This is a genomic window from Streptomyces sp. V4I2 (genome assembly GCF_030817655.1).
GTDB lineage: Bacteria > Actinomycetota > Actinomycetes > Streptomycetales > Streptomycetaceae > Streptomyces > Streptomyces plumbiresistens.
Window position 1 is genome coordinate 10533789 of the sequence record NZ_JAUSZM010000003.1, and the last position, 25588, is coordinate 10559376.

At 68.6% G+C, this 25588-nt stretch carries 31 protein-coding genes and 3 pseudogenes; 20 read left to right on the forward strand and 14 right to left on the reverse strand.

What is annotated here, in order from left to right; translation table 11 throughout:
- Positions 1 to 96: 96 nt before the first annotated feature.
- The 5 genes from QFZ76_RS49495 (at position 97) to QFZ76_RS49520 (ending at position 4947) form a co-directional block, all read left to right on the forward strand.
- Positions 97 to 666: a TetR/AcrR family transcriptional regulator gene (locus QFZ76_RS49495; RefSeq protein WP_307679808.1), complete on the forward strand. Its 570-nt coding sequence runs from the start codon at positions 97 to 99 to the stop codon at positions 664 to 666.
- A 398-nt stretch (positions 667 to 1064) separates the two neighbouring features.
- Positions 1065 to 1400, forward strand: coding sequence for a helix-turn-helix transcriptional regulator (locus tag QFZ76_RS49505; RefSeq protein ID WP_307679809.1), 336 nt, complete (start codon positions 1065 to 1067; stop codon positions 1398 to 1400).
- Positions 1397 to 3571 (forward strand): hypothetical protein, encoded by a 2175-nt coding sequence (locus tag QFZ76_RS49510; RefSeq protein ID WP_307679810.1) that lies wholly within the window; start codon positions 1397 to 1399, stop codon positions 3569 to 3571. The genes QFZ76_RS49505 and QFZ76_RS49510 overlap by 4 nt, the downstream gene beginning before the upstream one ends.
- A 26-nt stretch (positions 3572 to 3597) precedes the next feature.
- Positions 3598 to 3975, forward strand: coding sequence for a hypothetical protein (locus QFZ76_RS49515; RefSeq protein ID WP_307679811.1), 378 nt, complete (start codon positions 3598 to 3600; stop codon positions 3973 to 3975).
- 471 nt (positions 3976 to 4446) lie between these two features.
- Positions 4447 to 4947 carry a TetR/AcrR family transcriptional regulator gene (locus QFZ76_RS49520; RefSeq protein ID WP_307679812.1) on the forward strand — a complete coding sequence of 167 codons (501 nt, stop codon included), beginning with the start codon at positions 4447 to 4449 and terminating at the stop codon, positions 4945 to 4947.
- Positions 4948 to 4996: 49 nt separating this feature from the next.
- Here the strand turns inward: QFZ76_RS49520 and QFZ76_RS49525 are convergent, their stop codons facing one another.
- The 4 genes from QFZ76_RS49525 to QFZ76_RS49540 all read right to left on the reverse strand — a co-directional run bounded on the left by QFZ76_RS49525 (position 4997) and on the right by QFZ76_RS49540 (position 8536).
- Positions 4997 to 5296, reverse strand: coding sequence for a hypothetical protein (locus tag QFZ76_RS49525; protein ID WP_307679813.1), 300 nt, complete (start codon positions 5294 to 5296; stop codon positions 4997 to 4999).
- Between the two features lie 155 nt (positions 5297 to 5451).
- Positions 5452 to 6489 (reverse strand): hypothetical protein, encoded by a 1038-nt coding sequence (locus QFZ76_RS49530; protein ID WP_307679814.1) that lies wholly within the window; start codon positions 6487 to 6489, stop codon positions 5452 to 5454.
- A gap of 303 nt (positions 6490 to 6792) precedes the next feature.
- A complete protein-coding gene (locus QFZ76_RS49535; RefSeq protein ID WP_307679815.1) occupies positions 6793 to 7611 on the reverse strand; it encodes an SDR family oxidoreductase in 819 nt (272 codons plus the stop codon).
- Between the two features lie 106 nt (positions 7612 to 7717).
- Positions 7718 to 8536: an SDR family NAD(P)-dependent oxidoreductase gene (locus QFZ76_RS49540; RefSeq protein WP_307679816.1), complete on the reverse strand. Its 819-nt coding sequence runs from the start codon at positions 8534 to 8536 to the stop codon at positions 7718 to 7720.
- 556 nt (positions 8537 to 9092) lie between these two features.
- Between QFZ76_RS49540 and QFZ76_RS49550 the strand changes: the two are divergent.
- From QFZ76_RS49550 to QFZ76_RS49570, 5 genes and pseudogenes are all read left to right on the forward strand, one after another.
- A pseudogene (locus QFZ76_RS49550) lies at positions 9093 to 9263 on the forward strand (Ku protein); the annotation flags it as partial.
- Positions 9253 to 9597 (forward strand): hypothetical protein, encoded by a 345-nt coding sequence (locus QFZ76_RS49555; RefSeq protein ID WP_307679817.1) that lies wholly within the window; start codon positions 9253 to 9255, stop codon positions 9595 to 9597. The pseudogene QFZ76_RS49550 and the gene QFZ76_RS49555, both read left to right, overlap by 11 nt.
- A gap of 371 nt (positions 9598 to 9968) precedes the next feature.
- Positions 9969 to 11147, forward strand: coding sequence for an alpha/beta hydrolase (locus QFZ76_RS49560; protein ID WP_307679739.1), 1179 nt, complete (start codon positions 9969 to 9971; stop codon positions 11145 to 11147).
- A gap of 315 nt (positions 11148 to 11462) precedes the next feature.
- Positions 11463 to 11918 (forward strand): hypothetical protein, encoded by a 456-nt coding sequence (locus QFZ76_RS49565; RefSeq protein ID WP_307679738.1) that lies wholly within the window; start codon positions 11463 to 11465, stop codon positions 11916 to 11918.
- Positions 11919 to 11970: 52 nt separating this feature from the next.
- Positions 11971 to 12810: a transposase family protein gene (locus QFZ76_RS49570; protein ID WP_307679737.1), complete on the forward strand. Its 840-nt coding sequence runs from the start codon at positions 11971 to 11973 to the stop codon at positions 12808 to 12810.
- A gap of 125 nt (positions 12811 to 12935) precedes the next feature.
- Here the strand turns inward: QFZ76_RS49570 and QFZ76_RS49575 are convergent, their stop codons facing one another.
- From QFZ76_RS49575 to QFZ76_RS52125, 3 genes are all read right to left on the reverse strand, one after another.
- Entirely contained in the window at positions 12936 to 13145 is a 210-nt protein-coding gene (locus QFZ76_RS49575; RefSeq protein ID WP_307679818.1) for a DUF6207 family protein, read from the reverse strand.
- 94 nt (positions 13146 to 13239) lie between these two features.
- Complete coding sequence (locus QFZ76_RS49580; protein WP_307679819.1) at positions 13240 to 13446, reverse strand: hypothetical protein; 207 nt, start codon at positions 13444 to 13446, stop codon at positions 13240 to 13242.
- Positions 13443 to 13694: a DUF6233 domain-containing protein gene (locus QFZ76_RS52125; protein ID WP_373464485.1), complete on the reverse strand. Its 252-nt coding sequence runs from the start codon at positions 13692 to 13694 to the stop codon at positions 13443 to 13445. Before QFZ76_RS52125 ends, QFZ76_RS49580 begins: the two co-directional genes overlap by 4 nt.
- Positions 13695 to 13702: 8 nt before the next feature.
- Here QFZ76_RS52125 and QFZ76_RS49590 point away from each other — a divergent pair.
- Both QFZ76_RS49590 and QFZ76_RS49595 read left to right on the forward strand, forming a co-directional pair.
- A pseudogene (locus QFZ76_RS49590) lies at positions 13703 to 14155 on the forward strand (hypothetical protein); the annotation flags it as partial.
- Positions 14156 to 14218: 63 nt separating this feature from the next.
- Positions 14219 to 15232, forward strand: coding sequence for a DUF6292 family protein (locus tag QFZ76_RS49595; protein WP_307679822.1), 1014 nt, complete (start codon positions 14219 to 14221; stop codon positions 15230 to 15232).
- Between the two features lie 419 nt (positions 15233 to 15651).
- Here the strand turns inward: QFZ76_RS49595 and QFZ76_RS49600 are convergent, their stop codons facing one another.
- Both QFZ76_RS49600 and pyrE read right to left on the reverse strand, forming a co-directional pair.
- Positions 15652 to 15783, reverse strand: coding sequence for a hypothetical protein (locus QFZ76_RS49600; protein ID WP_307679823.1), 132 nt, complete (start codon positions 15781 to 15783; stop codon positions 15652 to 15654).
- A gap of 25 nt (positions 15784 to 15808) precedes the next feature.
- Complete coding sequence (gene pyrE / locus QFZ76_RS49605; protein WP_307679824.1) at positions 15809 to 16411, reverse strand: orotate phosphoribosyltransferase; 603 nt, start codon at positions 16409 to 16411, stop codon at positions 15809 to 15811.
- 47 nt (positions 16412 to 16458) lie between these two features.
- On the opposite strand from pyrE, the gene QFZ76_RS49610 reads away from it, so the two are divergent.
- Positions 16459 to 16896: a hypothetical protein gene (locus QFZ76_RS49610; RefSeq protein ID WP_307679825.1), complete on the forward strand. Its 438-nt coding sequence runs from the start codon at positions 16459 to 16461 to the stop codon at positions 16894 to 16896.
- Positions 16897 to 16974: 78 nt separating this feature from the next.
- Here QFZ76_RS49610 and QFZ76_RS49615 read toward each other — a convergent pair whose 3' ends face one another.
- A complete protein-coding gene (locus QFZ76_RS49615) occupies positions 16975 to 17499 on the reverse strand; it encodes a PadR family transcriptional regulator (protein WP_307679826.1) in 525 nt (174 codons plus the stop codon).
- Between the two features lie 110 nt (positions 17500 to 17609).
- Between QFZ76_RS49615 and QFZ76_RS49620 the strand changes: the two genes are divergently transcribed.
- The 6 genes from QFZ76_RS49620 (at position 17610) to QFZ76_RS49645 (ending at position 21839) form a co-directional block, all read left to right on the forward strand.
- Complete coding sequence (locus QFZ76_RS49620) at positions 17610 to 18998, forward strand: MATE family efflux transporter (RefSeq protein ID WP_307679827.1); 1389 nt, start codon at positions 17610 to 17612, stop codon at positions 18996 to 18998.
- Positions 18999 to 19536: 538 nt separating this feature from the next.
- A complete protein-coding gene (locus tag QFZ76_RS49625) occupies positions 19537 to 19785 on the forward strand; it encodes an antitoxin MazE7 (RefSeq protein WP_307679828.1) in 249 nt (82 codons plus the stop codon).
- 3 nt (positions 19786 to 19788) lie between these two features.
- Complete coding sequence (locus tag QFZ76_RS49630; RefSeq protein WP_307679829.1) at positions 19789 to 20172, forward strand: toxin Doc; 384 nt, start codon at positions 19789 to 19791, stop codon at positions 20170 to 20172.
- Between the two features lie 129 nt (positions 20173 to 20301).
- On the forward strand, positions 20302 to 20553 hold the full coding sequence (locus QFZ76_RS49635; protein WP_307679830.1) for a hypothetical protein: 252 nt from the start codon (positions 20302 to 20304) through the stop codon (positions 20551 to 20553).
- Between the two features lie 66 nt (positions 20554 to 20619).
- Positions 20620 to 21237 (forward strand): hypothetical protein, encoded by a 618-nt coding sequence (locus QFZ76_RS49640; protein WP_307679831.1) that lies wholly within the window; start codon positions 20620 to 20622, stop codon positions 21235 to 21237.
- On the forward strand, positions 21234 to 21839 hold the full coding sequence (locus tag QFZ76_RS49645) for a DUF6262 family protein (RefSeq protein ID WP_307679832.1): 606 nt from the start codon (positions 21234 to 21236) through the stop codon (positions 21837 to 21839). The genes QFZ76_RS49640 and QFZ76_RS49645 overlap by 4 nt, the downstream gene beginning before the upstream one ends.
- 92 nt (positions 21840 to 21931) lie before the next feature.
- Here QFZ76_RS49645 and QFZ76_RS49650 read toward each other — a convergent pair whose 3' ends face one another.
- From QFZ76_RS49650 to QFZ76_RS49660, 3 genes are all read right to left on the reverse strand, one after another.
- The gene (locus tag QFZ76_RS49650) at positions 21932 to 22180 is read right to left on the reverse strand and encodes a DUF4265 domain-containing protein (protein WP_307679833.1); all 249 of its coding nucleotides are present in this window, start codon (positions 22178 to 22180) and stop codon (positions 21932 to 21934) included.
- A 101-nt stretch (positions 22181 to 22281) separates the two neighbouring features.
- Positions 22282 to 23472: a low temperature requirement protein A gene (locus QFZ76_RS49655; protein WP_307679834.1), complete on the reverse strand. Its 1191-nt coding sequence runs from the start codon at positions 23470 to 23472 to the stop codon at positions 22282 to 22284.
- A 12-nt stretch (positions 23473 to 23484) separates the two neighbouring features.
- Complete coding sequence (locus QFZ76_RS49660) at positions 23485 to 24234, reverse strand: SDR family oxidoreductase (RefSeq protein ID WP_307679835.1); 750 nt, start codon at positions 24232 to 24234, stop codon at positions 23485 to 23487.
- Positions 24235 to 24357: 123 nt separating this feature from the next.
- Here QFZ76_RS49660 and QFZ76_RS49665 point away from each other — a divergent pair.
- Positions 24358 to 24576, forward strand: a pseudogene (locus QFZ76_RS49665) (transposase); the annotation flags it as partial.
- Positions 24577 to 24701: 125 nt separating this feature from the next.
- Here the strand turns inward: QFZ76_RS49665 and QFZ76_RS49670 are convergent.
- The gene (locus QFZ76_RS49670; protein ID WP_307679836.1) at positions 24702 to 25484 is read right to left on the reverse strand and encodes an SDR family NAD(P)-dependent oxidoreductase; all 783 of its coding nucleotides are present in this window, start codon (positions 25482 to 25484) and stop codon (positions 24702 to 24704) included.
- Between the last annotated feature and the right edge of the window lie 104 nt (positions 25485 to 25588).

Sequence of the window (25588 nt, forward strand, 5' to 3'; positions counted from 1 at the left end):
CAGCGCCTTATAGGATAGAGGACTCTTTCTTACTCCCTTCAAGGTAAGCCGGTATCTTAAGAAAGGCAAATCTATCTACGAGGGAAGGGGTGAGTGATGACTCAGCGCCGCCGCGGTGCAGCACTGGAGAAGGCGCTCCTCGATGCGGCCTGGGAAGAGCTCGTTGACAACGGCTACGCCAGATTCACCATGGACGCCGTCGGCAAGCGCGCGGGCACCAGCCCTCCGGTGCTCTACCGACGCTGGTCTGACCGCGACCAACTCATCCGGGCAACCATCGTCCACATCCTGGCAAAGTCCCGCCCCGCCGTTCCCGACAAGGGAAGTCTGCGGGAGGACGTCCTCACACTCATGCGGGAGATCGGCACCGCTCATGTGCAGCTGGTCACCGTGATGTACGCGCACCTGGCCAGCTACTACCGGGAAACCGGAAGGAGCCCCAGCAGCCTGTTCGATCCCGTCGCGACGGGCCGCAAAGCAGCGCTCGACACCCTCTTCGACCGCGCCGTCGACCGCGGCGAGATCAAGCCGGAGCTCCTTACCGAGCGCATCAAGACCCTCCCCTTCGTCCTGCTGCGCCACGAGATCCTCTCGACCTTCGCCCCGGTACCCGATCACGTCATCGAGGAGATTGTCGACACGATCTTCCTCCCCCTGGTGCGTTGACCGCCCGCAGCAAGCCCACATTCGAGGACTTCGTGGCACCAACCTCATGAGACAGCACAACTAGCGTGCTCGGGGGAGCACTGGGATACGTTTTCCAGCGCCGCACCTGGACACACCAGCACGACACGGAGCGGCGCGAGCAACAGCGCCGCCAGGCCTTCCAGGTCTTCGAGGAGATCAGCAGCCTGCTGGACAAGCGGCTCTACCGCATGCGGCTTCTGTACTGGGCAGGTGAGGCCCGCGCCGGGGGCAGAAACAACGCCGCTGTTCGTGCAGCAGCAGGTCGGGCACCGGTTTGCGTCAACCACGGCCATCTACACGGGAGTCAGCGGAGACTTCATGGACACGATGATGCGCAAGGCTCTTGACCGGGCGTATGCCGCAGACCAGGAGATGTGATGACTGGCAAGCTCGACTACCAGTGGCACCTGCGCACGATCATGGCAAGCCGGGGCATGCTCTCCACCACTGACCTGCGGCCCTTGTTGGCCGAGCGGGGCATCGGCCTGTCGCCGAGCCAGGTCTACCGCCTGGTGGTCGAGAAGCCGGAGCGGCTCAGCCTGAGGACGCTGGTGGCGCTGATGGACATTCTCGACTGTCGGATGGAGGAGCTCATCGAGCCTGTGGCCGCCGCCTCCCCGACGCGTCGGCGCGCTGCCGGCGACGGCGGTGGATTGGGCGTCGGGTCGTTCAGGCCCCGGCGGGCCCGCATCGTGAAGGATTCCGACGGGTGAGCACGGCCGAGGAGTTGCCGGGTTATGCCGCCGATCCGGACGATGTGATCCGCCGGGCGGTGCTGAGCGCGGAGCTGGGGGCGGATGTTGTGGCGATGGCGGTGGCGCAGGTGGCACCGGACCGGACGCGGCGACGCCGTCTTGCCCGCGGCCTGCAGGAGGACCCCGGCCTGCTGACTTCTGGCCGACCGCAGGGCCCGCGCATCGCCGGGGAGCTGATCGCCGCGCTGCGGCGGGCCGGGGCCACGCGCGTGGTACCGGCCGGTTGCGGAAGCTGTGGCCGGCAGAGGCCGCTGCCCTACCTTGAAGGGGCGGTACGGATCTGCGGGACCTGCGGACACCGGCGATTCGCGCGCCAGGAGGTGTGCAGCGTCTGCGGGGTGGTCCGGTCGGTGGCCCGCCGGGACCGACACGGGCGCAGCCAGTGCGCCCAGGGCGCCCGGCGGGATGATCCCGACCAGTACCCGGCTGCGGTCCTCGCTCACCTGGTCCGGCTGGACACGGGCCTGGACGAAGCGACGCTGAAGGAGATCCTGCGGCAGGCAGCGCCCAAACCGTTCGCCGTCCGCAAGCTCGCCTGCGAGCTTGCGGCCATCCCCTCGCTCCTCACCGGCGGCGGCGCCCAGGGCTCGGCTCACCTCGTCACTCTCCTCGAACTCCTCAACGAGCGCGGGGCCCGCAACGCCGTGGTGCCGCCGTGTCCTTGGTGCGGACGCATGGTGCGGCTGACGACGACCCACGGCGGACTGCGCTCCTGCTCCTGGTGCCCGCAGCGCATGCGCGTCGAACGATGCTCCGCGTGCGGCGAGGAACGCCGCGCATACGGGCGCAGCCATAACGGGCAGCGCCTGTGCCGGTCGTGCTACGGCCGAGACCGGTCCAACCCCGAACCGTGCGCCCGATGCGGTCGTGCGGGCGAGGTCCGCCAGACCGGCGACCATGCGGGCGTGTGCTTCGCGTGCGTACGGGCCCCCGTCGCCCTGTGCTCCGTCTGCCGACGGATGACCCCGTGCTACCGCGCGGACACCGCCTCGCCCCGGTGCCCGGAGTGTTCCCACCGGCCTGAGGAGTGCAGCGGCTGCGGCCGGCGCCGACGCGTCGTCACCCGGACCGCCGAGGGCGATCCCTTGTGCCGCTCGTGCCACGTCATCGTCAAGACCTGCGCCCGGTGCGGGCACGAGACACGCGTCAGCACACGTCGAACCAGCGGCGATCCAGTGTGCGAGCCCTGCTACCGCAACGACCCCACCCGCAGGCAGCCGTGCCCGGAGTGCGGCACGATCGCGATCCCCGCTCGCAACGGCCTGTGCGAAGCCTGCGCCGCACCCGACCGCCTGCGTGAAGCCCTCGGTGACGACCACGGCATCGTGGCCCCCGGTCTGGAACCCGTCTTCCGCGCGCTGGCCAGCGGCAAGCCGTCCTCGGTACCGGAGTGGCTGAACAGACCCGGGCGGGCAGCGCTGCCCAATCAGATCCGCGACGCCGGTGTGCCGGTCACCCACGACATGCTCGACCAGCTCGCCCCGGCCGACCGCACCCGCCAGCTCCGCATGATCCTCGTCGCGACCCACGTGCTGCCCGAACGCGACGAGCAACTCGCCGCGCTGGAACGCTGGGTCTCCCAGTTCCTCAAGAACACCACCGATCCTGGCGAGCGCCGGCTCCTGCACGCCTTCGTCACCTGGCACTACCTACGCCGACTACGCCACAAGCACCACCCCGGCCGCCCTCTGTCGGCCTACACCGCGGCCGACGTCCGCTACTGCCTCGCCCAGTCCGCCCAGTTCCTCCACTGGCTGCGCGAGCAAGGCACCGCGCTCACCACCTGCAGCCAGCACGACATCGACACCTGGCTCGCAGAGGGCACCGTGATGCGTTTCAAGGCCCGCAACTTCGTCCGGTGGGCCGCCCGCCACAACCACATTCGGCGCCCGATCACTTTCCCGCCGATACCCAGCGGCAGGCCATACCGGACGCTGCCCGACGACGCCGACCGCTGGCGCCTGGTCCACCGCTTCCTGCACGACGACTCCATCACCGATGTCGACCGCGTCGCCGGCCTCTTGGTCCTCCTCTACGGCCAGCCCCTCACCAAGATTGCCAGTCTCACCACCGGCCAGGTCCTCACCACCGACGAAGGCGTCCGTCTCGCCCTCGGCCCCATCCCATAACCGTCCCCCCACCGCTGGACCAGCTCTTGATCCACCTCGCTGAAGACCGCGACGGTGCCCTCGCGCTCGGCCGGAGCACCGACCACTCCTGGGTCCTGCCCGGCGCCCACCCGGGCCGCCACCGCAGCTCCTGCCAACTGCGCACGCGCCTCGCGTCCTACGGCCTGCCCTCCCGGCGCGGACGCAACAGCGCGCTGATCGACCTCGCAGCGCAGATGCCCCCCGCCGTCCTCAGCGAGGTCCTTGGCATCTCCATCGGAGCGGCCACTGGCTGGGCCGCCGCCGCGGGCGCCCCCAGCGCCCAGTACGCCGCCGAACTCAGCCGCCGCTCGAAGAGCGGAGACCAGCATCGGATGCTTGCGGCGACACTCTCGAAGAACGGAGGCCACGGCGTGAGTGAATAGGGGGCGTCCCTGTCGGCATGCAGGCAGCGAGCAGCGAGCCTGCTCATAGACCTGGATGCTGGGTTGGCCGTGTCGAACATAGGCGGGCTGAGCTTGGCCCGGTGGTCGGGGCCGCGACCTCGACCGCACGGCTGACAATGGAGTACGGCGGCTGCTCGGCCAGGAAGCGGGCGTGGCCGCGCCGCTCGGCGATCCCCCCAGTTCTCGGCTTTGCTCGCACCGGCGACATCCCCGCCGCCTCCATGATCTCCTCGGCCGGGCACGAGGAGTGCCCCAACGCGCGGATGACACGCCTCCCGCGACCGTGATGCCTGCCCGATTCGCTATACGGGACTGCAATCCCGTTTCTGTGGTGATCCCGGAAGGCTGGTCCACTACAATCGGGACAGTTGTCCCGCTTGGTCGGAAGTCTGAGGGTCTTTGATGCGTGCTGATGCCGAGCGCAACCGCAAGCGTGTCCTGGAGGTGGCGTTGGAGACGTTCGCCGCCGAGGGGCTCTCGGTGCCGGTGGCGGAGATCGCCCGGCGGGCCGGTGTGGGCACAGGGACGGTCAGTCGCCATTTCCCGACAAAGGACTCGCTGTACGAGGCGATCGTGCTGCATCTGGTGGCCGAAATCGTCGACCGGGCCCGGCAACTGGCCGCCACCCGTGATCCGGGCGCAGCGTTCTTCGAGTTCTTCGCCCTGTTGGTCGAGCACAGCGCGGTCAATCTCGGTCTGTCGCAGGCGATGAGCGGGACAGGCTTCGATGTCCACTCGGTGGCCTTGGCCCCCGAGCACAATCTGCTGGCCGTGGAAGAGGAACTGCTCGTCGGTGCGCAGAAGGCCGGCGCCGTGCGGCCGGACGTCGTGCCTGCCGACGTCAAGGCGCTCATGGTCGGCTGTCTGGCCCGGGAGCAGCAGGGCTCCGACCCGGAGGCGCGCAAGCGCATGATCGACCTGGCGTGCGCGGGGTTGCGCGCCCAGCGGTAGCGGCGTCTGCCGACCGCGTCGAGGATCGGGGAAGAGGCGCCCGCTTGCTTCAGTTGCAGGGTGCCATCAGTGTGTCGTCGTCCGGGACGCGGCCCAGGACCCAGGTGCGCAGGCCGGTGCGCAGGTGGTCGCTGAAGAAGTGGGCGGACTGCGCGAGAGTCGGCGACTGCGCCTTGAGGCGGTGGTTCAGCGGCATGGTGTCGCGCCGACTCTCGACGTAGTCCAGCACGGCGGTCGGTGAGGTCCACAGTGGCTCGTCGTCGGGCCGGGCCTCCAGCAGGGCGCGCCAGTGGTCGTGTGCTTCCGGGTCCGGGACGGTGGCTTCCTTGCCGGAGCTACAGACCGGCATCGCACGGTGCCGCAGGACGTCCGGATCGTCGAAGGCGTATCTGTCGGCGGAACCAGAACAGGTACGGAGGCGGGCCGTATCGGCCCGCCTCCGTACCTGTCTCGTCTGCTCGACCGTGTCGTCGGCTGCCTGGACGGCACAGCGTGTGGTCGCCGCTACGTGCTCGCCTGCTTGCTGCTGGTCCGGCGGGCAGCGGGGCTGTGGGTGAGGATGCTGCGGAGTTCGGCGGTCTGCTTGTCGATGGCCTGTGGGCCGTTGCCGGTGAGCAGCCGCACGGCCGGCTCATAGGCCGTTTGCGGGGCGGACATGTTGAGGGAGGACGCGACGGTGAAGCCGGCTTCCTTGATGGCCACGTCGACGAAGTAGGGCAGTCGGGTCTTCTTGCCGGGGACGTGCGGGTAGAGAAAACTCAGCGCGAACAGCTCGCCCATCTTGGGGACGGTCGCGATGGGGGCGGCGAGGAACGGATTGTCCTTCACAGGGTAGGCGGCGCCCTGCGCGTCGATGCGCTGCCGGGTGGAGGTCACCCCGATGGGCGCGTGGCAGATCAACGAGATGGTGACGCCGTTCTCCCGGGCTGTGTGGAGGGTTTCGCCGAGCCACGGGTTGTCACGGAAGTCGACCATGGGGGCGTGGCCGCCGGGGGTGTGGATGAAGTCGAAGTCGGCGAAGGTGAACGCATCGGCCGGGTCGCGGTGGCGCTGGACGAGTTCCTGCAGCGAGTGGAAGGTGCCTGCGGGCAGCTTGTCGAGGCGGCGGATCAGTTCGGGGCGGTACTCGGCGAGCTCCGGTTCGCTGTTGGGCAGTAGCTCGGAGACCGGGATCCGGCCGATGTGCCGCTCCAGCAGCCGCACTTCCTGCTCGCGGCGGGCGACCAGCTCGGGGTGGCGCTGCCGGAAGCCGTTGACGTCGAACGAGCGGCGGCGCTGCTGCCTGCGCAGGGGGATGGTCTTGGCACCGATCTTCTCGATGTAGTGCATGGACAGGGCCATGCCGTTGATGTCGAGTTGCGGGGCGTTGCCATCGGGGGTGGCGAAGGTGAACTCGTAGTCCTTCTCGAACTCCTTGAGCACCTGAGCCATCTCGACCAGGAAGAACCCGGTCGAGATCGACTTGACCTCGGCCGGCTTGGCCAGCGGCAGCTGGCGGCCGGACGAGATGATGATCAGTGCGCGACGCTTGGTGGTGGGCATGACGGGGCTCCCTTCAGTGGGCCTCGATGGCGTGGGAGGGGTGGGCCCGGCCGGCCCACTCCTGATTGTGCTGCTGTTGGTTGTGCGGGGCGAGTTGCCCGGGCTGCCGACCGAGAGGCATCCGCAACGGGGGCGGCATGGCGCTTGCGGAAGCGGGTGACGTCGAATTTCGCTGGAGAAGGACCTGCTGCCTGCGGGGGTGAGGGAGCCTGGGCGGGTGTGCCACCCGGGCTCTCTCAGGTGCCGGCGGTGCGGGTGCACGCCGTGGTGTGGGCGTGTCATGGCCCGCGGGCCGGGCGTTTTCTACTTGCCTTCCGCGGCCTTGGACACGTGCGCCCACTCGGCCCAGGTCTCCAGGCGCTGCTGGTAGACCTGCGGTGCCATCAGAGTCGGCCCCTCCCCGAAGAACACGCGCAGCGGCGGCTCCTCGGCGTCGACGATCGTGAGGATCGCGGACTTGAAGCCGACCGGCTCCGGGAGGACGACCTGCGCCCGCCGCGCGGCCATGTTCTCGTGCAGAGCCGCGTACGCGGGATGCGCGTCGGCGACGATGGCGGATGCACCGGACCAGTCGGTGGCGAAGCCGCCGGGTTCGACCAGGGTGACCTTGATGCCGAAGCCGGCGACTTCCTGGGCGAGTGCGTCCGTCATCCCTTCCAGCGCCCACTTCGACGCATGGTAGGCACCGAGAGTCGGGAACGCGACGATGCCGCCCATGGTCGAGATCTGGATGATGTGGCCCGCGCGCTGCTCGCGGAGGATAGGGAGGACCGCCTGCGTGACATGGAAAACACCGAACAGGTTCGTCTCGATCTGGTCGCGCAGCTGCTGCTCGGTGATCTCCTCGACCGTTCCGAAGAGCCCGTAGCCCGCGTTGTTGATGACGACGTCGATCCGCCCGAACGTCTCGTGCGCGGACTTCACCGCAGCGAACACCTGGTCGCGGTTGGTGACGTCGAGCTCGACCGGGAGGACAGCGTCGCCGTACTGCTCGACCAGGCCACTCAGAGTGTCCGTGTTGCGGGCGGTCGCTGCGACCTTATCGCCACGCTCGAGGGCGCCGAGGGCGAACTCGCGGCCAAAGCCTTTCGACGCGCCGGTGATGAACCAAACTTTGCTCATGATGTAAACCTCCTGTTGGTATGGGCGGCGGTAGCGGCCCGCAGCTCCACGGTCACTGGCGGGCCGCATCGGCCCGACGTGTCGTGGCCCGCGGGCCGGGGGTTTTCTACTTGCCTTCCGCGGCCTTGGACACGTGCGCCCACTCGGCCCACTCGGCCAGGCGCTGCTGGTACACCGCGGGCACCCACTGGGAGGGCTCCTCGCCGAAGAACACGCGCAGCGGCGGCTCCTCGGCGTCGACAAGCTGGAGGATCGCACCGCCAACACCCTCGGGGCCGGGCATCTGGGTGGAGGCGCCCATCTCGTTCAGCGACGCGTGCAGGGGGCCGTAGGCGTCCTGGCGGTGCGCGGTGAAGACCGACGAGCTCGCGAAGTCGGTGGCGAAGCCGCCGGGTTCGATCACCGTGACCTTGATGCCGAAGGCCGCGACTTCCTGGGAGAGTGCCTCGCTCAGGCCTTCCAGCGCCCACTTGGAGGCGCTGTAGCCGCCCGCGCCGCCGAAGGTGGCCACCCCCATGGCCGAGGAGATCTGGACGATGTGGCCGCTGCCCTGCGCACGCAGGACGGGCAGTACCGCCTGCGTGACGTGGAAGACGCCGAACACATTGGTCTCCAGCTGGTCGCGCAGTTCCTGCTCGCCGAGTTCCTCCACGGCGCCGATCAGGGAGTAACCGGCGTTGTTGACCACCACGTCCAGCCGGCCGAACCGCTCCTTGGCCGCCGTGACGGCCTCGAACACCTGCGCACGGTCGGTGACGTCCAGACGCAGCGGCAGCACGGCGTCACCGAACCGCTCGACCAGGTCGGCCACCGCCTTGGTGTCCCGGGCGGTGGCCGCGACCTTGTCGCCGCGCTCCAGGGCGGCGAGGGCGAACTCGCGGCCGAAGCCGCGCGACGAACCGGTGATGAACCAGACCTTGCTCATGACGTAAACCTCCTGTGGGGATGGACGGCCACCCATAAGCGGGATGACTATCCCGATTAACTATACGGGATGAACGTCCCGCTTTCGAGTTGGCTGTGGAGGCGGGCAGCGGCAGCGGCCCGCAGCCCCACGCTCAGCGGCCTTGCGCTGATGTGATCTCCTCCGGCGTCACCCTTCGGCTCGCCGCGACCGTCGGGGCCGACGTGGCTCGCGCCCGGAAGGTCCTGTGTCGCCGTGTACAAGGTCGGCAGTGCGCCGTCCTTGTCGTCCTGGGCGAGGAACTTGCTCGCGATCGGCCCAATGGCGCGGGCGCCCTCGTCTGTTCCGCCCCTGCCTGCAGGGTTCGCGCGACTTGACTTGGTGCAGAGGATGATCAAGATCCACTCCCGCACCGCGCCGCTATGTAAGGCCGACCGTCGTGACCTCAACCGATAGCTGCTCCTGCCTGGCCCCGACCGGCGGCCCATTCCGCAGCTATGGATAACCAGGATCACCAGTACTCGTCCAGGCCCTCGGACGCTCGTCCAAGGTCGCGGTCGCGAAGTACGCCTGGTCCGGCAGGGAGAGGCTGGGCTTGCTGCGGGTGCGCGAGGACGTGATCGTGCTGCACGCGATGCGCTGGCCGGACGAGATCCGTGAGCCTTCTGAGCTGCTGCCGCCGCCCGTGGAGCTGACGGAGGACGAGATCGAGGGGGCGCTCGCTCTGATGGAGAGCAATGAGCCGTGAGGATCTCGACGGGCCGGAGTTCCAGGACGAATACACCGACGCCATGGCGAAGATCATCGAAGCGAAGCGGGAGGACCGTGAGCTGCCCGAGGCGCCGGAGCCCGGGGAGCCGGGCAAGGTGTTGGACCTCATGGCCGCCCTGACCCAGTCCGTGCAGCAGGCCAAAGCCTCCCGCGGCGAAGGCGCGGAAGCCGCAGTGCACGACCTGCCGGCGAAGAAGACCACGAAGAAGACGGCAGCGAAGAAGCAGCCGGCCAAAAAGGCCGCCGCGAAGAAGACCACCAAGAAGACGGCGGCGAAGAAGACGTCGGGACGCCGACCGCGCAGTGCCTGACCCCGGGCAGTGTGGTGGCCCGGATCGAGGAACGCTCACCTGGTCCACGGCCACTGAGTGGTGTGCATCGTGAAGTTGCAGGTCATGGGTCTGGTGTGCGCGGGGTTCATGGTGCTCGTGCTGGTCGTGGGCGGACGACTTCGGTGAAGATCGTCGGTCACCGGGAGACTTCGCGGTTCGTCAGGACCAGCAGGGCCCTCACCAGAGCAGTCGCCCACTTCGGGTCGGTGCGGACCTCGCCGAGAACGCGTGTGTGCGCTGATGTTGAACCGGGTTCGTTGGATCTTCACGAACGAGTGACCCGCGACGGCGGAGGTGGGCGGGGAAGTCCCGGGAGATTTCCCAGAGTTGACAGTGTTACGTTCATGGACATGCCGATGGGATATGTGGCGACGACCGCGCTCTTAACCTGGTGCACCTTCTTCGCCGTTGTCGCGCCACGTCGGCCTCGGCCACTGGGGACCCTGAGTTTCTGGTTCGGCCTGGGCCTCAACGAGGTGCCGTTCGTGGGCATCTATGTCCTGGTGGCCTCCACGGCACTGGCCGCCGCCCAGGGCGATCTGGATTCGGCGGGCGCCAGGGTGGCGGCCGCGGTGGCCGCCGTCGCCACCGTCGGCCTTGCTGTCTCCGCCTGGCGGGGCCTGCGGACGGATCAGGTGGTCGGGCGGGCTCTTGAGCAGGGCCTCGGGATCGGCTGGCGGGATCGTGTGCACGCACCGCTGCGCCGCCACCGGCCCTGGGCCCGCATCCTGCTGCTGCCGGGCCTGATGCGGCGGCGTGACGTGGAGCGGATCCCCAACATCCGCTACGGGGACGCCGGGCGCCGGAATCTCCTCGACATCTACCGCCGCCGCGACACACCGCGGAACGCGCCGGTCCTGGTCTACTTCCACGGCGGCGGCTACACCAGCGGAGCGAAGAACCGCGAGGCACGGCCCCTGCTCTACCGGCTTGCCGGTCAGGGGTGGGTATGCATCAGCGCCAACTACCGGCTGCGGCCCCAGACGACTTTCCCCGGCCACCAGATCGACGCCAAGAAGGTCATCGCCTGGGTCCGCGAGCATGCGCCCGAGTACGGCGCCGATCCGTCGAGGCTGTTCGTGGCGGGCAGCTCCGCCGGCTCCAACCTGGCGGCCGTGTGCGCGCTCACGCCGAACGCCCCGGTGTTCCAGCCCGGATTCGAGTCGGCCGACACGTCGGTCACCGCGGCGATCTGCCTCTATGGCTACTACGGCCACTTCTTCGGCGAGGAGCCCGACGCAACGCCGTCCCCGAACCAACCGTATGCGTACCTCAACCCCGGTGCGCCACCGTTCCTCATCGCCCACGGCACCAAGGACGCGCTGGCGACCGTCGAGGGCGCTCGGAACTTCGTCGACCGGCTGCGCCGTGTCTCGGACAGCACCGTGGTCTATGCCGAACTGCCCGGCGGACAGCACGCGTTCGACCTGTTCCACTCCCCGCGCTTCGAGGCAGTCGTGGACGGCGTCGAAGCCTTCGCCGCCTGGGTCCTGGCTGCTCCGCAGCGCACTCCTGACTCAGCCCGTTAGGTCGTTTCTGATGGCTCTTGCTGGGTGGTTGGATCAGGGTCGGGGCTGGGATGGGGGCCGTATGGTGCGGCGACGCGAACTGACGGATGCGCAGTAGCGGGAGATTGAAACCCGTGCATCGTGAAGTTCGCAGGTCGCGGGACTGGTGTGAGGTGCGGGCGGGATACTCGCGCTGATCGTCGGTCGGTGTCCACGGTGAAGATCGTCTGGCATGTCGGCCGGGGGCGTTGTCGGGTTCGGCTGCGGTGACCGTGCTGCCGCTTTTACGATCCGTCACCGGACCGGTACGTCGGGAGACTGTGGGAGGGCGTGGGGATGCGGGAGCTGGAGCGGATCACGGCTCGCCGGGGTGAACTGGACACACTCGCCGAGGAGTTGGCCAAGCAGCTGCAGGAGGTCCAGGCCGAGCGGGAGGAATTGATCGTCGCCGAGCGGGTTTTGAACCGGCTGGCCGAGCAGGACCGGGCCGCGGAACAGGACACCGCTGCCGTCGCCCCAACTCCCGCCCGGGTGGCTGGCCGGGCAGTCCTGTTGATTCCGCACCGCAGTGAGGCTGAGGACGAGGTCGCGCTGCCCGACGACTACCGCACGATCCTGGCGATCGTGCGGGACGCAGACGGCCCGGTGCAGGTCAGGGCGGTCGGTGAGCGGCTGAGCCTGGACACCTCGGCGCGCGGCAAGTTGGAGCCGCTGCGGGCGAAGATGACCAAGCTCGCCGACCGAGGCTGGCTGCACAAACGGGGCGACGGGCGATTCACCGCGCGGTTGTGATTGCGCGCGGCAGGGCGTAACTGGCGGGCCCCCGGCGGCAGTTGAGTTTGGTGTGAAGAAAGCCAACAGCACCGTCGGGGACCCTGACGGCCTTGTCTACACCGCCCGCCTGCCGCTGTCGAGCGCCACCCTGAATTGGCTCGCTGACCTGATCCGCGGCCATCTGAAAAAGATTGACTCCAGGTGGCGGTCCCTGCCCGCGGGGAAGATCGCGGGCATCGTGCTGGCGGTACTGCGCTGTGACCAGCGGCCGGGCGACCTGGCCGGCGGCAACGGGATACACCGCACCACCGTGACCCGGTGGGTGCGGGAGGTCGTCGGTCTGTTGGCTGCCCGCGCCCCGCGCCTGGACCGCGCCCTCAAAAAGATCGCCCACAAGGGTGGCGGGGTGGTGTTGCTGGACGGCACGCTGATCCGCACCCGGCGGCGCACCGGAACCGAGAACCGGAAGAACTACTCCGGCAAGAGCAAATGCCATGGCCTGCTCGTCATCGCGCTCACCGACGACCGCGGCCGACTGCTCTGGGTCTCGGCGGCCCGGCCCGGACGGACCTCGGAGATCACCGCCTGCCGACACGACCAGCTCACCGCCAAGCTGCGGGCGGCCGGTCTCGGCGCCATCGCCGACCTGGGCTTCGTCGGGCTCGACGACAGCGGTCCCGACGCCGACCCGGCGGTGATCACCGGCTACAAGGCCACCCGGAACCGGCCCCTGACCCGCGGCCAGAAGCTGTCGAACACCGCACTGGCAGCGGTCCGGGCACCGGTGGAGCACAGCTTCGCCCACCTCAAGAACTGGCGCGTGCTCGGCAAGGTCCGCACCGACCCGACGTGGGCGACCACCCTGGTCAGGTCCCTGCTCGTCCTCACCAACCGTGAAGTTTCCCGGTGACCGACGATCTTCACCGAAGTCATCCACCCACGACCAGCATGAGCATCCCGAACCCCGCGCACACCAGACCCATGACCAGCAACATCACGATGCACAATGCTCACTGGGCAGCTGCTTCGCCGATCCTACGAATCGGGCTCCTGGCGCAGGTCCAGGAAGCAGCGACGTCGCACGCCGGGCTCCCCGGGCTCCCGGGTGGTGCGGTCCGCCGGCGCGATGGCCCACCGCGCGGCGAGCAGCTCCTGGACCGCGAACGCGGATGCGTCATCGGCAGCGGCGACCTCCACCACGGCCAGCCCCGGTACTGCCACATGTGCTTCGTTGATCGGCCTCATGCACGGCATTACGCGCTGGCGCCCCCGGGAGTTCTCCGGTGCCGGCAGCTTCACCCGACCGAGTCCGCAACGGGCATGGTCGTGGCGAGCTGGTCTAGGAGCGCGTGCTGACGAAGCGCACGCCCGGGCCCCACTTCTCCATCACGGGGGTCATGCACCACTGGCACAACGGGCTGCCGCCGCTGCCGTACACGTGGGTGGGACGCTGGCATCCGGAACAGGGGCCGACCAGGCCGCCGGGGCAGGTCAGGGCGGAGGGGTCCGGTTCCGCGACCGGGGGAGCGGGAGTGGTGGTGGTCATCGCGTGGTCCTGTTCTGGGTGACCGGTGGGGGCCACTGCGGCTGCAGCTTACGACCAGCTGGTACTGACGTTCGATCAACGCGCCCCGGGCGGCCGGCGCCAGCCACCCGCCGCCGTATCGGCCGGGTGGCTAAGTCGAGGATGTGGAGCTGGACGTCGGGCTGGCAGTGGGTGCAGGCGCGGAGTCCGGCGGTGAGCAGGCGGCGGGCTTCGTCGCGGTCGACGGGGCGCAGGCGGGTGCCTTTCATGTGGCACGCTGCCCGCCGCCGCGACCGTCCGCCGGGCCTTCGACCGGCACGTCCTGGACGGCGCCGACGCCCGCGCCGCCCTGCTCGACCTCGTGGTCCGCCTCGGCATCCTGCTGCGCCGGCGCGGCCAGGCGGCCCGTGCGCTGACGCTGACATTGAAGTTCGCCGGCGGCACATCGTGGGAGAAGACCCGCCGCCTGCCTGAGCCGTCCGCGCATGACGACGATCTGCGCGTCCTGGCCTACCAGTTGATGGATGCTGCCGGTCTGCAGCGCGGCCGCCTGACCGGACTCGCCCTCAAAGGCGACGACCTGGTCGATGCCGACCAGGCCGCAGAGCAGATCAGCCTCGACGGCGCCCGCGAGGCCCGGCTGGTGGCCGAGGCGGCCATCGACCGCGGCCGGGACAAGTTCGGCCCCGGCATCATCGGCCCGGCCACCGTCTTCCGGCGCGCCTCATGACCGAGCCGTTCCTGCTGTGTGGAGGTGAGGCGTGTGCTGCTTGACCCGCCGGGATGGCCAGGAATGCCCCAGGGGCTGCCGCACTGGCCCTACGTCCAGGCCGTCGATGAGGCCCTCGCCGGCCGGAGCGTCCCGCCGGGCACGGTGCGGGCCGACTGCCACGGCCTCGAGCAGGGACTGGGCACGTACCTGCGGCTGACATGGGACGCCAGCCGCACCAGCGGCCGCGGCGGGATCCGGCTGCACTGGGAGGAGCGCACCGGCTGGGCGTATGCCCTGCTCGGGCTGAGCCCCGCCGATGTCCTCTTCTACAGCGTGCTCCCCACCTTCCGCACCGTCTTCGCGACGCCCCAGGCGGTGGCCGACGTCGCGGAGAACCTGGTGCGGCGCCGGCAGCTGCCCGATGTGGAGTACCGCACCGAGTGGGACGGCGCGCAGGCGGTACGCGCCGCCGCCCGCGACTTCCGCCGTGTCCGTCTGGGCCTGCCGCCGGTCGGGCGACAGGAGACTGGGGGCGACGGCAGGATGGTGTCGGAGATCGCTGAGGGGGCGGGTGTGCAGCTGACCATCGACACGCAGACCGACACGTACGAGCAGGCGATCGCGGCCGTGCAGGCCGCGTACGGACTCAACCCCACCGCCGTGGCGCGCGATTGGCCGGCAGCCGCCGCGCCGACGCCCCGACCGGACCCGGCGGACCTGAGTGGCGAGGACCTGTGGGCGGGCTGGACGGACCGGCTGCTGTTCGACACCGTCGCGGCCGTGATGCCCGGCGCCCGGGCCGTACTGCGCCGCCTGGTCGAGCTGGGCGGCACCGCAACGTTCGACGAAGTCCAGGAGCACTTCGCCGGCCATCCCACGACGCCGATCGAGCCGAAGAAGATCGGCGGGACCCTGACCAGCATCCGCGCTGTGCGGCGCAGGATCGGCCCGGATAACCGGACCAACCTGCTGGAGCGCGACGACCGCCGACGCATCTACCGGATCGAGCCCGCTCTCCTGGAGGGCCTCAAGCGGGCCTTCGACCTTGCCGAAGCCCGCCCCGACCTCCTGCGGCAGGAACCAGTCGGCCCGTGACCGGCCGGGGACGGATGTTGACGGGCACGGCCACGATCGCGCCGTCCTGGTCGGGTGCAACCGCGGCCCGACCACGGGTACGGCCGCGCTGTACGCAGTCCCGACCACGGCTGGTCAGCACCTCCGGTGTGTTCGCCAGGCAGCGGCCGCGCCTCAGATCTGCCGATGCCCGGACCCAGTCCAGTGGACTCGCTGGTAAGGGTCGTGGACGGGGCGCCATACGGGTGTGGAGGGGCCTTGGTGGAGCAGGTCGGCCAGCGGCGCCGTGAGGACGGGGAACGTCGTACACGAAGCCCGACGGCGCCAGCAGCCCAACCCCCGCGCGCAGGGCCCTGACCCGGTTCTCGATGCCGGTGGGTCCGGTGCCGTCCAGGACGAACAGGATGCGGGGGAAGAGCGGGTAGTGCCGCCGCCACTCCTCAACCGCCGGTTCCTGGAGGGTCGGCCGGCGCCCCGGGACCGGGTACGTAGCCGTAGAGGCGCTCGTACGCGGTGAGTTTGGCGGCGGGGCGTTCGGGGCCCATGGTCATGGTGGCCCGGTCGACTTCCACGACGGACTGAAGGGCGCCCGGCCGATCAGACGGCAGCGGCCCGCAGATCTGCGGCCGTCAGCAGCGACAACAGTCCGATGCCCTCGGCCGCGAGGGCATCGGCACCCCCTTGCTCACGGTCGATCACGCACAGAGCCTCCTGCACCTGAGCCCCCAGACCCCGCAGGTCCGCGGTCGACAGCACGATCTGTCCACCACTGGTGACCACATCCTCAACGACCAGCACTCGACGGCCTTCGACGTCGGCGCCCTCGGCGAGACGGCAGGTGCCATACGGCTTGGCCTGCTTGCGCACGAAAGCGCAGGGCAGCCCCGTGTGTCGGCCGAGTGCGGTCACCACCGGGATGCCGCCCATCTCCAGGCCGGCCAGGACTTCGGTGCCCGGCGGCACCAGCGGAACCATCTCCCGGGCGATCGCGTCGAGCAGGACCGGGTCGCCCTCGAACCGGTACTTGTCGAAGTACTCCGTGGCAGTACGGCCGGACCGAAGCGTGAATTGCCCGGTCAGATGGGAAGCAGCATGGATACGGCGAGCAAGATCAGAGCCCGTGACCCGATGACTCCACGTCCGCGCCGGGACCGAGCTGCCGCACAGGCGGCGCAGATCTGCGCGGTGATCGAGCAACACGAGGCGTCACGTCCGGAAGCCACGCACATGGAAGGCGGTCCGGTCGTATGACGCGAAAGAACCGAGACCGGGAAGCCGAACGTCAGGAAATACGGGCCGCCGCAGAACGCCTTCTGGCCGGGACGCCCTTGCGCTCGCCCGTCGGAAAGCTCACGGGGACCGAGTTGATCGCCGAGTGCGGGCTACGGCGCGACGTTGTCTACGGCGATCACAAAGAGCTCGTGGACGAGTTCCGGGCGCGGGCCAAGGCGCAGAACTTCACTCCGCAGGTCGTCCAGAGCATGGCCGACGAGAACACCGTGCTGCGCGAAGCCCTGACGAAGATCAAAGCGGAACTCGCAGCGGAGCGGGAACGGGTTCACGCCCTGCTCCGCGCCGCCACCGAGCTATCCCTGGAGTTGGAGCAGACCCGCGAGGAACTCGCGGCGGCTCAGCAGGTCAGGCGGCTTCCGGGCCCGAGAGGAACTGAACGAATGCCCGGCTGAAGATGGGCACATCCCATCCCATGGTGGCGCGGGGTGCCAACGGACTGTCGGTGGGGTAGCGCCTCCATCGGCCAGTGTTCAACCTTCCAGGCTGCCGATGGCCTCGGCCAGCCACTTCTTTTCCTCGGCGCCGGTGGCGCGAGCGATGCGCAGCATGCCCTGCCGGAAGAGATCCGGCGCATCCTCAGCCCGTATGGGCTCGCCATCGCGGTAGAAGAAGCTCGCCGGGATGTTGAGGAAGGTCTGCCGCCGACGCAGCACCGCTGCCTGCTCGGCACGGTCCGGGAGATGGTGCAGGAAGGCAAGCAGAGTGAAGAAGCGCTGCCCATCCGTGATTTCGGCCTCCTTGGGGTGCCGCAATCGGGCCAGCAGTTCGGTGCGGCCCGCCTCGGTCAGGGACAGGATCCGGCGGGGTGCGGCACCGCTTCCAGGCTCGGTGTGCTGCTCGACCAGACCCGCTTTCACGAGCCGGGAGATAGCGGGATAGAGCGCTCCGTCACTTACTGGGCGGATGTGGCCACTGAGGCCCTGGATGCGGGCTTTCACCTCGTATCCGTGCAGAGACTCCTCGAAGAGGAAACCCAGAATCGACAGCTCCAGCATGCCCCGAGCTCCTTCCTGTGCCTGTCGGCGCGCTTGCCCGTCCTGTCCTGCCATGCTATCTCTTTTCGCTGTACCTCGAAACGAGGTACAGCGAAAAGAGGGGTGCGGTCATGGGGTCAGCAGAACACCGACGCAGGCTGGTGTCGCTCGCGTATCCGGTCTACTTCGAGCTACTCGCGGGGGGCACGGCCGGGATCATCAACATGGTCTGGGTGGCCCGGCTCGGCGGGAGCGCTGTTGCCGCGGTGGCTATCGCCACGAATGTCGAGAACCTACTGCTCGGCGTCATCCTCGTCGCCGGCTCGGGCACGACTGTGCTCGTCGCACGAGCCAGAGGAGCGGGGGATTCGGCAGCGATGCGATCCGCCGTGCGCGGCGGATGGGTCCTGTGGGCACTCGTCACACCCCTGGTCGCCATCGGTGGATACCTGTGCCGCGAACCGCTCGCCCACCTCGTTCTCGGCGGCAGCGGCGGCGACTCGCTGCCCCTCGCCACTGGCTATTTCGCGATCGCATTGCCAGGAATCGCGGTGTTCTTCGCCACCAACGTCGTAGACGGCATCCTCAAAGGCGCGGGCGACACCCGCACCCCAATGAAGCTGGCGATCCTCGCGAACGGCCTGATTCTCGGGCTAGACCCCTTGTTCATCCTGGGATTCGACCTCGGGGTGCGTGGGGCAGCGATCGCCACAGTGCTGGGCCGGACAGTCGCGCTCATCTGCGGCCTTGCGGCGCTGCACCGCAACGGCGTACTGCGGCAGGCAGCCCAGGCGGCCCCGAACCGCGCCGGTTCGCTCAGCGCCGACGCGCGCAGGACCGCTGCGACCGGGCTTCCCATGTCGGCCGACTTCGTCGCACGAATGGCGGGGGCGCTCGCACTCGTCGCCATCGTCGCCCGGATCGGCGTCAGCGAGGTCGCCGCGTACGGGATCGCGACGAAGGCGATGTACGTCGCGACCATGGCCTTCTACGCGGTACGCCAGGCTGCCGCCATCCGCACCGCCCATCTGCTCGGTGCCGGACGCGACGAGCGACGGGCCATCGGACGGCAGGTGTTGCTCCTCGCCGGATCGCTAGGATTCACGGCTCTGCTAATACTGCTCGCAGCCGGGCCGTGGATCATGCGTGCATTCGGCAGCGAGGGAGAGGTGGCCGAGGCGGGGGCGCTCTATCTGCGCTGCCTGGGACCGTACTTGGTGCTTCTCGCTTGCTTCATCGCGCTGGGCGGGGTGTTCGAGGGCAGCGGTGGCAGCGCCGCCCTTGCGCGGATCACGGTGTGCGGCGTGGCACTCCAACTCGCACTTGCATACAGCCTGTCGGGTTCGGGGCTGCCCGGAATCTGTCTGGCCATGGCGCTGGCCATGGCACTTCAGTGCGCAGCCATCGCCAGGATGTATAGGCGCACGGAACATCCGACAGTCACAGACTGCGACAACAGTCGGCTGAAGATCGCCGTCGCAAAACCCGACAGCCCTTCACCCGACAACCGACTTGCCTAATGAAGGACGGGAGGGCGAGGTACGGGATCCTTCAGCGATGAAGCCTGATCCCGAGCCCTGGTACAGCACCACCCTCAACGTGTGGACGCTGGCGGGAGTGCTCGTAGCCAGCTGGACCCTCGCCAAGACGGTCACCGAGGGATGGCGCCGCACCATCGGCCGCAGGCGCTACCTCACCACCCGCCTGCGCAGGATCGCCCCCGGCGTCCGGCACGACTACGTCGAATCCTTGTTGAGGAGCCGAAGTGGCAGTCGACGATGCAGTGCACCCGTCTCACCGCCGACGAAGCGGATGACGCGCCCGGGCCTGGGACCACCTGGCCGTCGTCGGCGCCGACGACGCCTGGATGGAGGACGAGATGGACCACGTGCAGAGAGAGGCGGAGGACGTCAGTGCCTACCCGCACCTCTCAGCGTGAGCAAGCACGCGTAGCACCCCGGACGTAGTCTTTCGGCGCCGCCCGTGAGCGGGCGAAGCGGCGTGCACTCGCAAGCGGGTAGGTAGCGCGGCGCGTATACCGTGCGGGATACTACGGGTATGGCTGAAACCACTGTCAAGGTCGACACGAGCACCAGGGACACCCTGCAGGGCCTCGCCGCTGCCGAAGGCCTGTCTGTAAAGGCCTACCTCGCCAAGGTGGCTGGGGAGAAGGAACAAGAGCGAGCCCTGCAGACGGCGACCGCCGCCTTCCGCCGCGCGATCAGCGAGCCCGGCGTCATGGACGCCTTCGATGCCGAGTTCGGCGGGCTGCCGTCCGTCGCGCACGACACCTCGCGGGCGGCCTGACCTGTGCCTCCCGTCGTCTACGTCGACTACCGGTGGTTCCTCGAACGCCAGGAAGAGATCCTCCGGGACGACCTGACTGTCAACGACTTCTCTGTGCTCGTCGGCATGGCCCAGCGCCACCGGGTCGACCCGCCCCGGCATGATCAGCACCATCCCGACGCCTTCTGGCGGGCTGCGGTCATGCTGGAGGAGTGCGTGCTGCTGCGCCCGCTCCCGGCCCGCAATGAGGTGTACGGATACGGCGTCGCCATCGCCTACCTAGAGGCCTCCGGAGAACGCGTGGACACGAAGTTTGAGCTCTGGCGGGAACTGATCTACGACATCCGGGGGCTGCGGCTCGACTCTTACGGCATCGCCGAGAGGCTGCGTTCCTGGCACCAGGCCTGATCCTGACCGGCGCTGCGTACTCCACGGCGAATCGGTGGTTGCTCGCTCGGTGGACCTGGCCCGTGCTGCGCAGTCAGCGCAGGACACCGAAGCAGCCGAGCTCAACTCCGGCGACATTACCCGGCTACCGTGGAGGACATGGTCAGGGAACTTCGCGTTGAGCTCGATGAGGAACAGTACGAGCAGCTTGTGCGCGCGGCGCGCGACCGGCATGAGGATCCGACGGTGTACGCCCGACGCGTCCTGGATCAGGAGCTCGACAAGGCGCGGTTCCTCGAAGGCAGTGCCCTCTTCCTCAGCGCGCCCGGGGTCCGCGAAGAGTTCGCCAGCCGGTTCGGCCCGCAGCCCGGCGCGTCCGCGTCCGCGGTGCAGGGCTGGTAGCGACACAGTGGATCTCTCGGTAGTGCCGTCCTAGCCCGGCATCGGCGAGACCCTAAGCTCCGTCCGGTGGAGACAGTGCTGATCATCACGGCGGCCGCCTTGTGGGGCTGCGGCGCGGGCGCGCTCATATCGCGTCCCGCGTACCGGTTCTCCGTGCCGCCCGATGAACCGTGGCGGTCGGCGTGCCCGGCTGGCCATCCCCTCACCGGTACCGGCGGCGGCTGGCTGGGGCGTGCTCGCTGCGTTGCCGGGGACACTTCAGCCGCCGCAGCACCCCGGCCGAGGGCGGCTTCTGCACTTTCCAGCCCGTCGTCGACGGCGGGGCCTTGCCCCTGGAACCTGGACTGCGAGAACTGCGACAAGTTCGTGCTCTCCGGCGCCGACCTCGTCTACTGGCGGCGCAAGCAGCAGCAGTGGAGCTCGCTCGCCGAACGGGCTCCCGACGACGCCACGGCCGACTACCTTCACCGCGTCTTCGAGCCGACCGCCCGCGCCATCGCCGGCCTGGAGCGGGCGCTGGCCGGCACGGACCTGCTCGAAGAAGCGCTCTCCTTGGACCTGCGACGGCCCCAGGACTACTTCGAGCGCGTCTGGAGCACCGCCTTCCGAGCCTCCGACCTCGCGAAGCTCAATGACGCCGACGACACCGAGCTGGACGCGCTGGACCTTGGGGAGGTCTCGTGACCACGCAGACCGAGCCCCGGACCGCCGCCGCGGTCGCGGCCCGCCGGCAAGCCGCCGCCCTCATGCTCGACCGGATCCGCGACGTCCTCGGGCAGATGCGCCGCGAACGATCCCGGGTGACCTTCGCCGCGGTCGCCCGCCGGGCGGACGTCTCACGCACGTTCCTCTACCACAACGGCGAAGCGCGACGGCTCGTGGAGGACGCGGCCGAGTCGGCTGCGGGCCAGACGGTCAAGGACCGGACGGAGAAGGCCGCCCACGCCGAAGCGACCTGGCGCGAGCGGGCCCTCAACGCCGAGGAGATCATCAAGGCGGCCAACCTGGAGGTCCGCGCGCAGCGGGCCCAGATCGCCACCCTGCTGGGCCGCATCCGGGACCTCGAGAGCAGTTTGCCGGCCGACGCCGTCCAGCGAATCGTCAGCGAGAACCACAGCCTCAAGATTAAGGTCCGGCAGGACAACAAGACCCTCGAGGACCGCCTCAAGGCCGCCCGGGACAACAACCGCTTCCTCGACAAGCGCATCGCCGATCTTGAGACCGAGCTCCTCCAGGAGCGCGAAGGAGCCGGGGCCGGCGATGCCGCCGACACGAGGAAGCGATGAACGAACACGTCGTCCGCGACTACACCGCCTGGGCACGCGCGGCACGCGACGCCTGACGAGCACTCTGGAGCGCACGCGCCGCTCCGCGCGACCTACGCGTTCCAGAACTCGTCGGTCGCACTGCCGACCTCGAAGTGCCACCAGCCGTCGTCCCGGCCGCGGACCAACAGCTCCTTGAGGGCGGCGAAGTGGGTGTCGCTCGGCACGTCGAAGGCCACCATCGGGAACGGGTGCGGCTCCTTTGGAGGGACTCCCTGGACCGGGCGCCGGAAGGTCTGGCTGTTGATCGCGGAACCGTCTTCCAAGCTCTCGGCTACAGCACCCAGGTGGCGTTCCTCCACGCAGACAAGGCAGCTGAACCTTGGGCACGCTACGCAGGCCGTGCCATCAAGGCTCCATGATTCACCGGTTCGTATCCCACGTATGCACCAGGTCCATGCGGTCAACGAACCGTCAGTCCGACATCACCCGACAGTCCTTCGACGGTGTCGACCGCCGCGACGACGAGTACGACGGCAGTGGTAAGCCCGAAGAGGACCAGAGGCGAGAACCACTGCTGCGTCGCGGCAAATAGGGCAAGGACTGCGAGCGCGCCCACGCGCGGCCGGGACACGCTGCCGAAGAGCGCCCGCTTGAAGAACAGGTCGCCGGCGAGGAAGAGCGCCGGTCCTACGACAATCGTGAGGACGGCCGGCGCCGACAGCTGCTCGGTGGAGTGGGCGATCACGACGTCGTCCGCCACCGCGACCGCGATGATGCCCGCCACCATCGGGATGTGAAGGAAGTTGTATGCCGAGCGGCCGAGCCGTGCGGGATCGTCGGAGCGGGAAATGACCTGCGCTCCGGAGCGAGCAGCGCGGTCGAAGTAGATCCACCACAGCGCCACGCACTCCAGGAACGCCAGGACGAGCGCGGCAAGCGCGGTACCAGTCGGCTCGCGCCCAGCGAAGGCGACCCCGATGGCGATGACCGTCTCTCCGAGCGCGATCATCACGAAGAGATGGCAGCGCTGAGCCATGTGCGAGCCGGTGATCGCCTGGTCGACGGGGGCCGTCTTGCCGAGCCTCGGGACCCAAAAGCCCGAGATCGGCGCCAGGTTGTCCACTGTGACCGCAGCCATCCAGAACAGCTCACGGTCCCTGCCCTCGGCGAAGCCGCCGGCTACCCACAGCACGCCGGAAGCGGCGAGCCAGATCGTGACTTTGAGAAAGATTACGCCGAGACTGGGATGCCGGCGCACCAGGCAGAGGATCGCGACTGTCCGTCCCACCTGCATGACGACGTACCCACCCGCGAACCACAGCCCGCGGGAGTCGAACGCCGCTGGAATGCTCGCTGAGACGACGAGCGCAGCCAGCATAGTGCCGAGCAGCACGACGCGGACCGGCATTGACTCCGGATCAAGCCAGTTCGTCATCCAGGTGACGTACATCCAGGCCTGCCACATCGCGACGAGTAGCAGGCCAACCCGGAACGCGCCGTGCCAGGAGAGGTCGTCGAGCAGCAACTGGGAGAACTGGGTGATAGCGAAGACATAGACCAGGTCGAAGAACAGCTCGACGAACGTGACGGGAGTCGCGGCCTCCGCACGCGCCCGAAGGTATGGCCAGCTCTCAGACACGGCGACACTCATTGCCCGGAGGCTTCATGCCGGAGCGCCACCACTGACGAGCAGGCGTTGGCCGCTGATGAAGCCGGCCAATTCCCCGGCCAGGAACTCGGCCACGTCGGCGGCGTCATCGACGGTTCCCATTCGCCGGATTGGGCGCTGCGAGCGGACGAACTCCTGCATGGCCTCGCTGACCGAGTCGGCGTAGAGACCTGCACCGTCCGTCGCCGTAGGCAGCAGCGTGTTGACGGTCACGCCGCGGTTGCCGATTTCCTTCGAAAGGACCTGGACCAGGAACTCGCCCGGAGCCTTGCTTCCTCCGTAGAGACCGTGGCCCGGTGTCGGGAATGTGGAGTTGCTGGTCCCGACGTAGATGATTCGGCCATTGTCGGCAACGTGCTTGGCCGCGAGCTGCAGCGTGAAGAAGGTGCCCTTGGCATTGATGGCGAAGACGCGGTCGAAGTCCGCCTCGGTGACGTCGAGGACGGGTTGGCCGACGACCTCGACTCCGGCATTTGCCACGACGATGTCGAGCCGCCCGAACGTCTCGAGCGCCCTCGAGAACATTTCCTCCTGCTCTCGGAGGCGTGATACGTCCGCACGAAGCGGTAGGGCACGCCCGCCCATCGCCTCGATGGCCTTGGCAGTCTCGGCGGCGGCCGCTTGGTTGGTCGCGTAGTTGATCACCACGCTGGCGCCGAGGTGCGCATAGCGCTGCGCGATCGCTCGTCCGATACCCCGACCGGACCCGGTGACCAGCGCCACCTTGTTGTGCAAGTCTGTCATAGCACGCTCCTTGGTTTCAGTGGGCGGTTCGTGAGCCTTTGAGTTGATCTGCCGTCGCCTGATGGTTGTGGCGACGGGGCGGAATCTGCCGGTCCGCGCTTGTTGATCTGGTGATGTGACCGGGTGAGTGAACGCAAGCCGTGCCCGAGTGACTTATCGGACGAGCAGTGGGCGTTGATCGAGCCGGTGATCACCGCGTGGAAGGACCGGCACCGCTCGGTCAGCGGTCACCAGGGCGCCTACGACATGCGGAAGATCGTGAACGCGATCCTCTACCAGGGCCGGACCGGCTGCCAGTGGGCCTATCTCCCGCACGACCTGCCGCAGAAGAGCGCGACCTTCAACTCGGCATCCTCACCGAGGCCGACACCGGCAATTTCGCCAGGAAGCCATAGCCGACGCAACCTCCACCAGCAGCCTTGCCCCAACCTCAGCCAGAAACGGACATCACCTCACGAACCGCTCTCTCAGAGATGTACGCCGCCGGCAACTTCGATCCTTTGACCGGTCACCCAGCGGTTCGCGTCGTCCAGCAGCGCGACGATGGCGCCGCTGATGTCCTCGGCCACGCCATGCCGCCCGAGGGCCGTCATCGACGCGACCACCTGCTGGACCGCCGGGTTGTCGCGCAGGAGGCCGCCGCTGAAGTCCGTCGCTGTAGCGCCCGGCGCGATCGTGTTGACGCGAATCCCGCGCCCGCCCAATTCCTGCGCCAGGTAGCGAGTGAGGACCTCGACCGCTCCCTTGGTAGCCGAGTAAAGCACTCGCTCGGGCACGTAGAAGCGGGTCATTCCGCTCGAGATGTTGACGACGGAGCCGTTGTCGGCGATCAATGGCGCGACCTTCTGGGTCAGGAAGAACAAACCCTTGAACTGCACGCCGACGAGCGCGTCGAAGTCCTCCTCCGTCGCTGTGGTCAGCGAGCCCGCCCGCTGGCTGCCGGCGTTGTTGACCAGATAGTCGAAGGTGTCGCGCCCCCAGGTCTCCTGCAGAGTCGCCGCCACCGCGTCAGCGAAGGCCTCGAAGGTCCGGGCGTCGCCTAGCTCGAGGGCCAGCGGAACCGCCCGACGGCCGAGGTCAGCGACTTCCTTAACCGTCGTTTCCGCCTCGTCACGGTTGTCCCTGTAGGTAATGATGACGTCTCCACCGGCCCTGGCCAGGTCGAGCGCCGTCGCCTTCCCGATACCCCTGCTGCCTCCGGTGATCAGGCCGATGCGCGGCTGATCGCTTGCCTCTTGACTGTTGCTCATCGTTGTTCCTCCAGGATGATCGCGAACCCAGCAACGCGACCACGGCGCTGCTCCCTGTGATGACCACATACTTCATCGGGTATCTGATGACTCATCGTTCCTCC

Excerpts from the sequence above, each read along its gene's own strand:
- QFZ76_RS49495 (WP_307679808.1), top strand. The coding sequence starts at position 97 with ATGACTCAGCGCCGCCGCGGTGCAGCACTGGAGAAGGCGCTCCTCGAT.
- QFZ76_RS49505 (WP_307679809.1), top strand. The coding sequence starts at position 1,065 with ATGACTGGCAAGCTCGACTACCAGTGGCACCTGCGCACGATCATGGCA.
- QFZ76_RS49525 (WP_307679813.1), bottom strand. The coding sequence starts at position 5,296 with ATGCCGGTCTGTAGCTCCGGCAAGGAAGCCACCGTCCCGGACCCGGAA.
- QFZ76_RS49530 (WP_307679814.1), bottom strand. The coding sequence starts at position 6,489 with ATGCCCACCACCAAGCGTCGCGCACTGATCATCATCTCGTCCGGCCGC.
- QFZ76_RS49535 (WP_307679815.1), bottom strand. The coding sequence starts at position 7,611 with ATGAGCAAAGTTTGGTTCATCACCGGCGCGTCGAAAGGCTTTGGCCGC.
- QFZ76_RS49540 (WP_307679816.1), bottom strand. The coding sequence starts at position 8,536 with ATGAGCAAGGTCTGGTTCATCACCGGTTCGTCGCGCGGCTTCGGCCGC.
- QFZ76_RS49555 (WP_307679817.1), top strand. The coding sequence starts at position 9,253 with ATGAGCCGTGAGGATCTCGACGGGCCGGAGTTCCAGGACGAATACACC.
- QFZ76_RS49560 (WP_307679739.1), top strand. The coding sequence starts at position 9,969 with ATGCCGATGGGATATGTGGCGACGACCGCGCTCTTAACCTGGTGCACC.
- QFZ76_RS49565 (WP_307679738.1), top strand. The coding sequence starts at position 11,463 with ATGCGGGAGCTGGAGCGGATCACGGCTCGCCGGGGTGAACTGGACACA.
- QFZ76_RS49575 (WP_307679818.1), bottom strand. The coding sequence starts at position 13,145 with ATGAGGCCGATCAACGAAGCACATGTGGCAGTACCGGGGCTGGCCGTG.
- QFZ76_RS49580 (WP_307679819.1), bottom strand. The coding sequence starts at position 13,446 with ATGACCACCACCACTCCCGCTCCCCCGGTCGCGGAACCGGACCCCTCC.
- QFZ76_RS52125 (WP_373464485.1), bottom strand. The coding sequence starts at position 13,694 with ATGAAAGGCACCCGCCTGCGCCCCGTCGACCGCGACGAAGCCCGCCGC.
- QFZ76_RS49595 (WP_307679822.1), top strand. The coding sequence starts at position 14,219 with ATGCCCCAGGGGCTGCCGCACTGGCCCTACGTCCAGGCCGTCGATGAG.
- QFZ76_RS49610 (WP_307679825.1), top strand. The coding sequence starts at position 16,459 with ATGACGCGAAAGAACCGAGACCGGGAAGCCGAACGTCAGGAAATACGG.
- QFZ76_RS49615 (WP_307679826.1), bottom strand. The coding sequence starts at position 17,499 with ATGCTGGAGCTGTCGATTCTGGGTTTCCTCTTCGAGGAGTCTCTGCAC.
- QFZ76_RS49620 (WP_307679827.1), top strand. The coding sequence starts at position 17,610 with ATGGGGTCAGCAGAACACCGACGCAGGCTGGTGTCGCTCGCGTATCCG.
- QFZ76_RS49625 (WP_307679828.1), top strand. The coding sequence starts at position 19,537 with ATGGCTGAAACCACTGTCAAGGTCGACACGAGCACCAGGGACACCCTG.
- QFZ76_RS49655 (WP_307679834.1), bottom strand. The coding sequence starts at position 23,472 with ATGAGTGTCGCCGTGTCTGAGAGCTGGCCATACCTTCGGGCGCGTGCG.
- QFZ76_RS49660 (WP_307679835.1), bottom strand. The coding sequence starts at position 24,234 with ATGACAGACTTGCACAACAAGGTGGCGCTGGTCACCGGGTCCGGTCGG.
- QFZ76_RS49670 (WP_307679836.1), bottom strand. The coding sequence starts at position 25,484 with ATGAGCAACAGTCAAGAGGCAAGCGATCAGCCGCGCATCGGCCTGATC.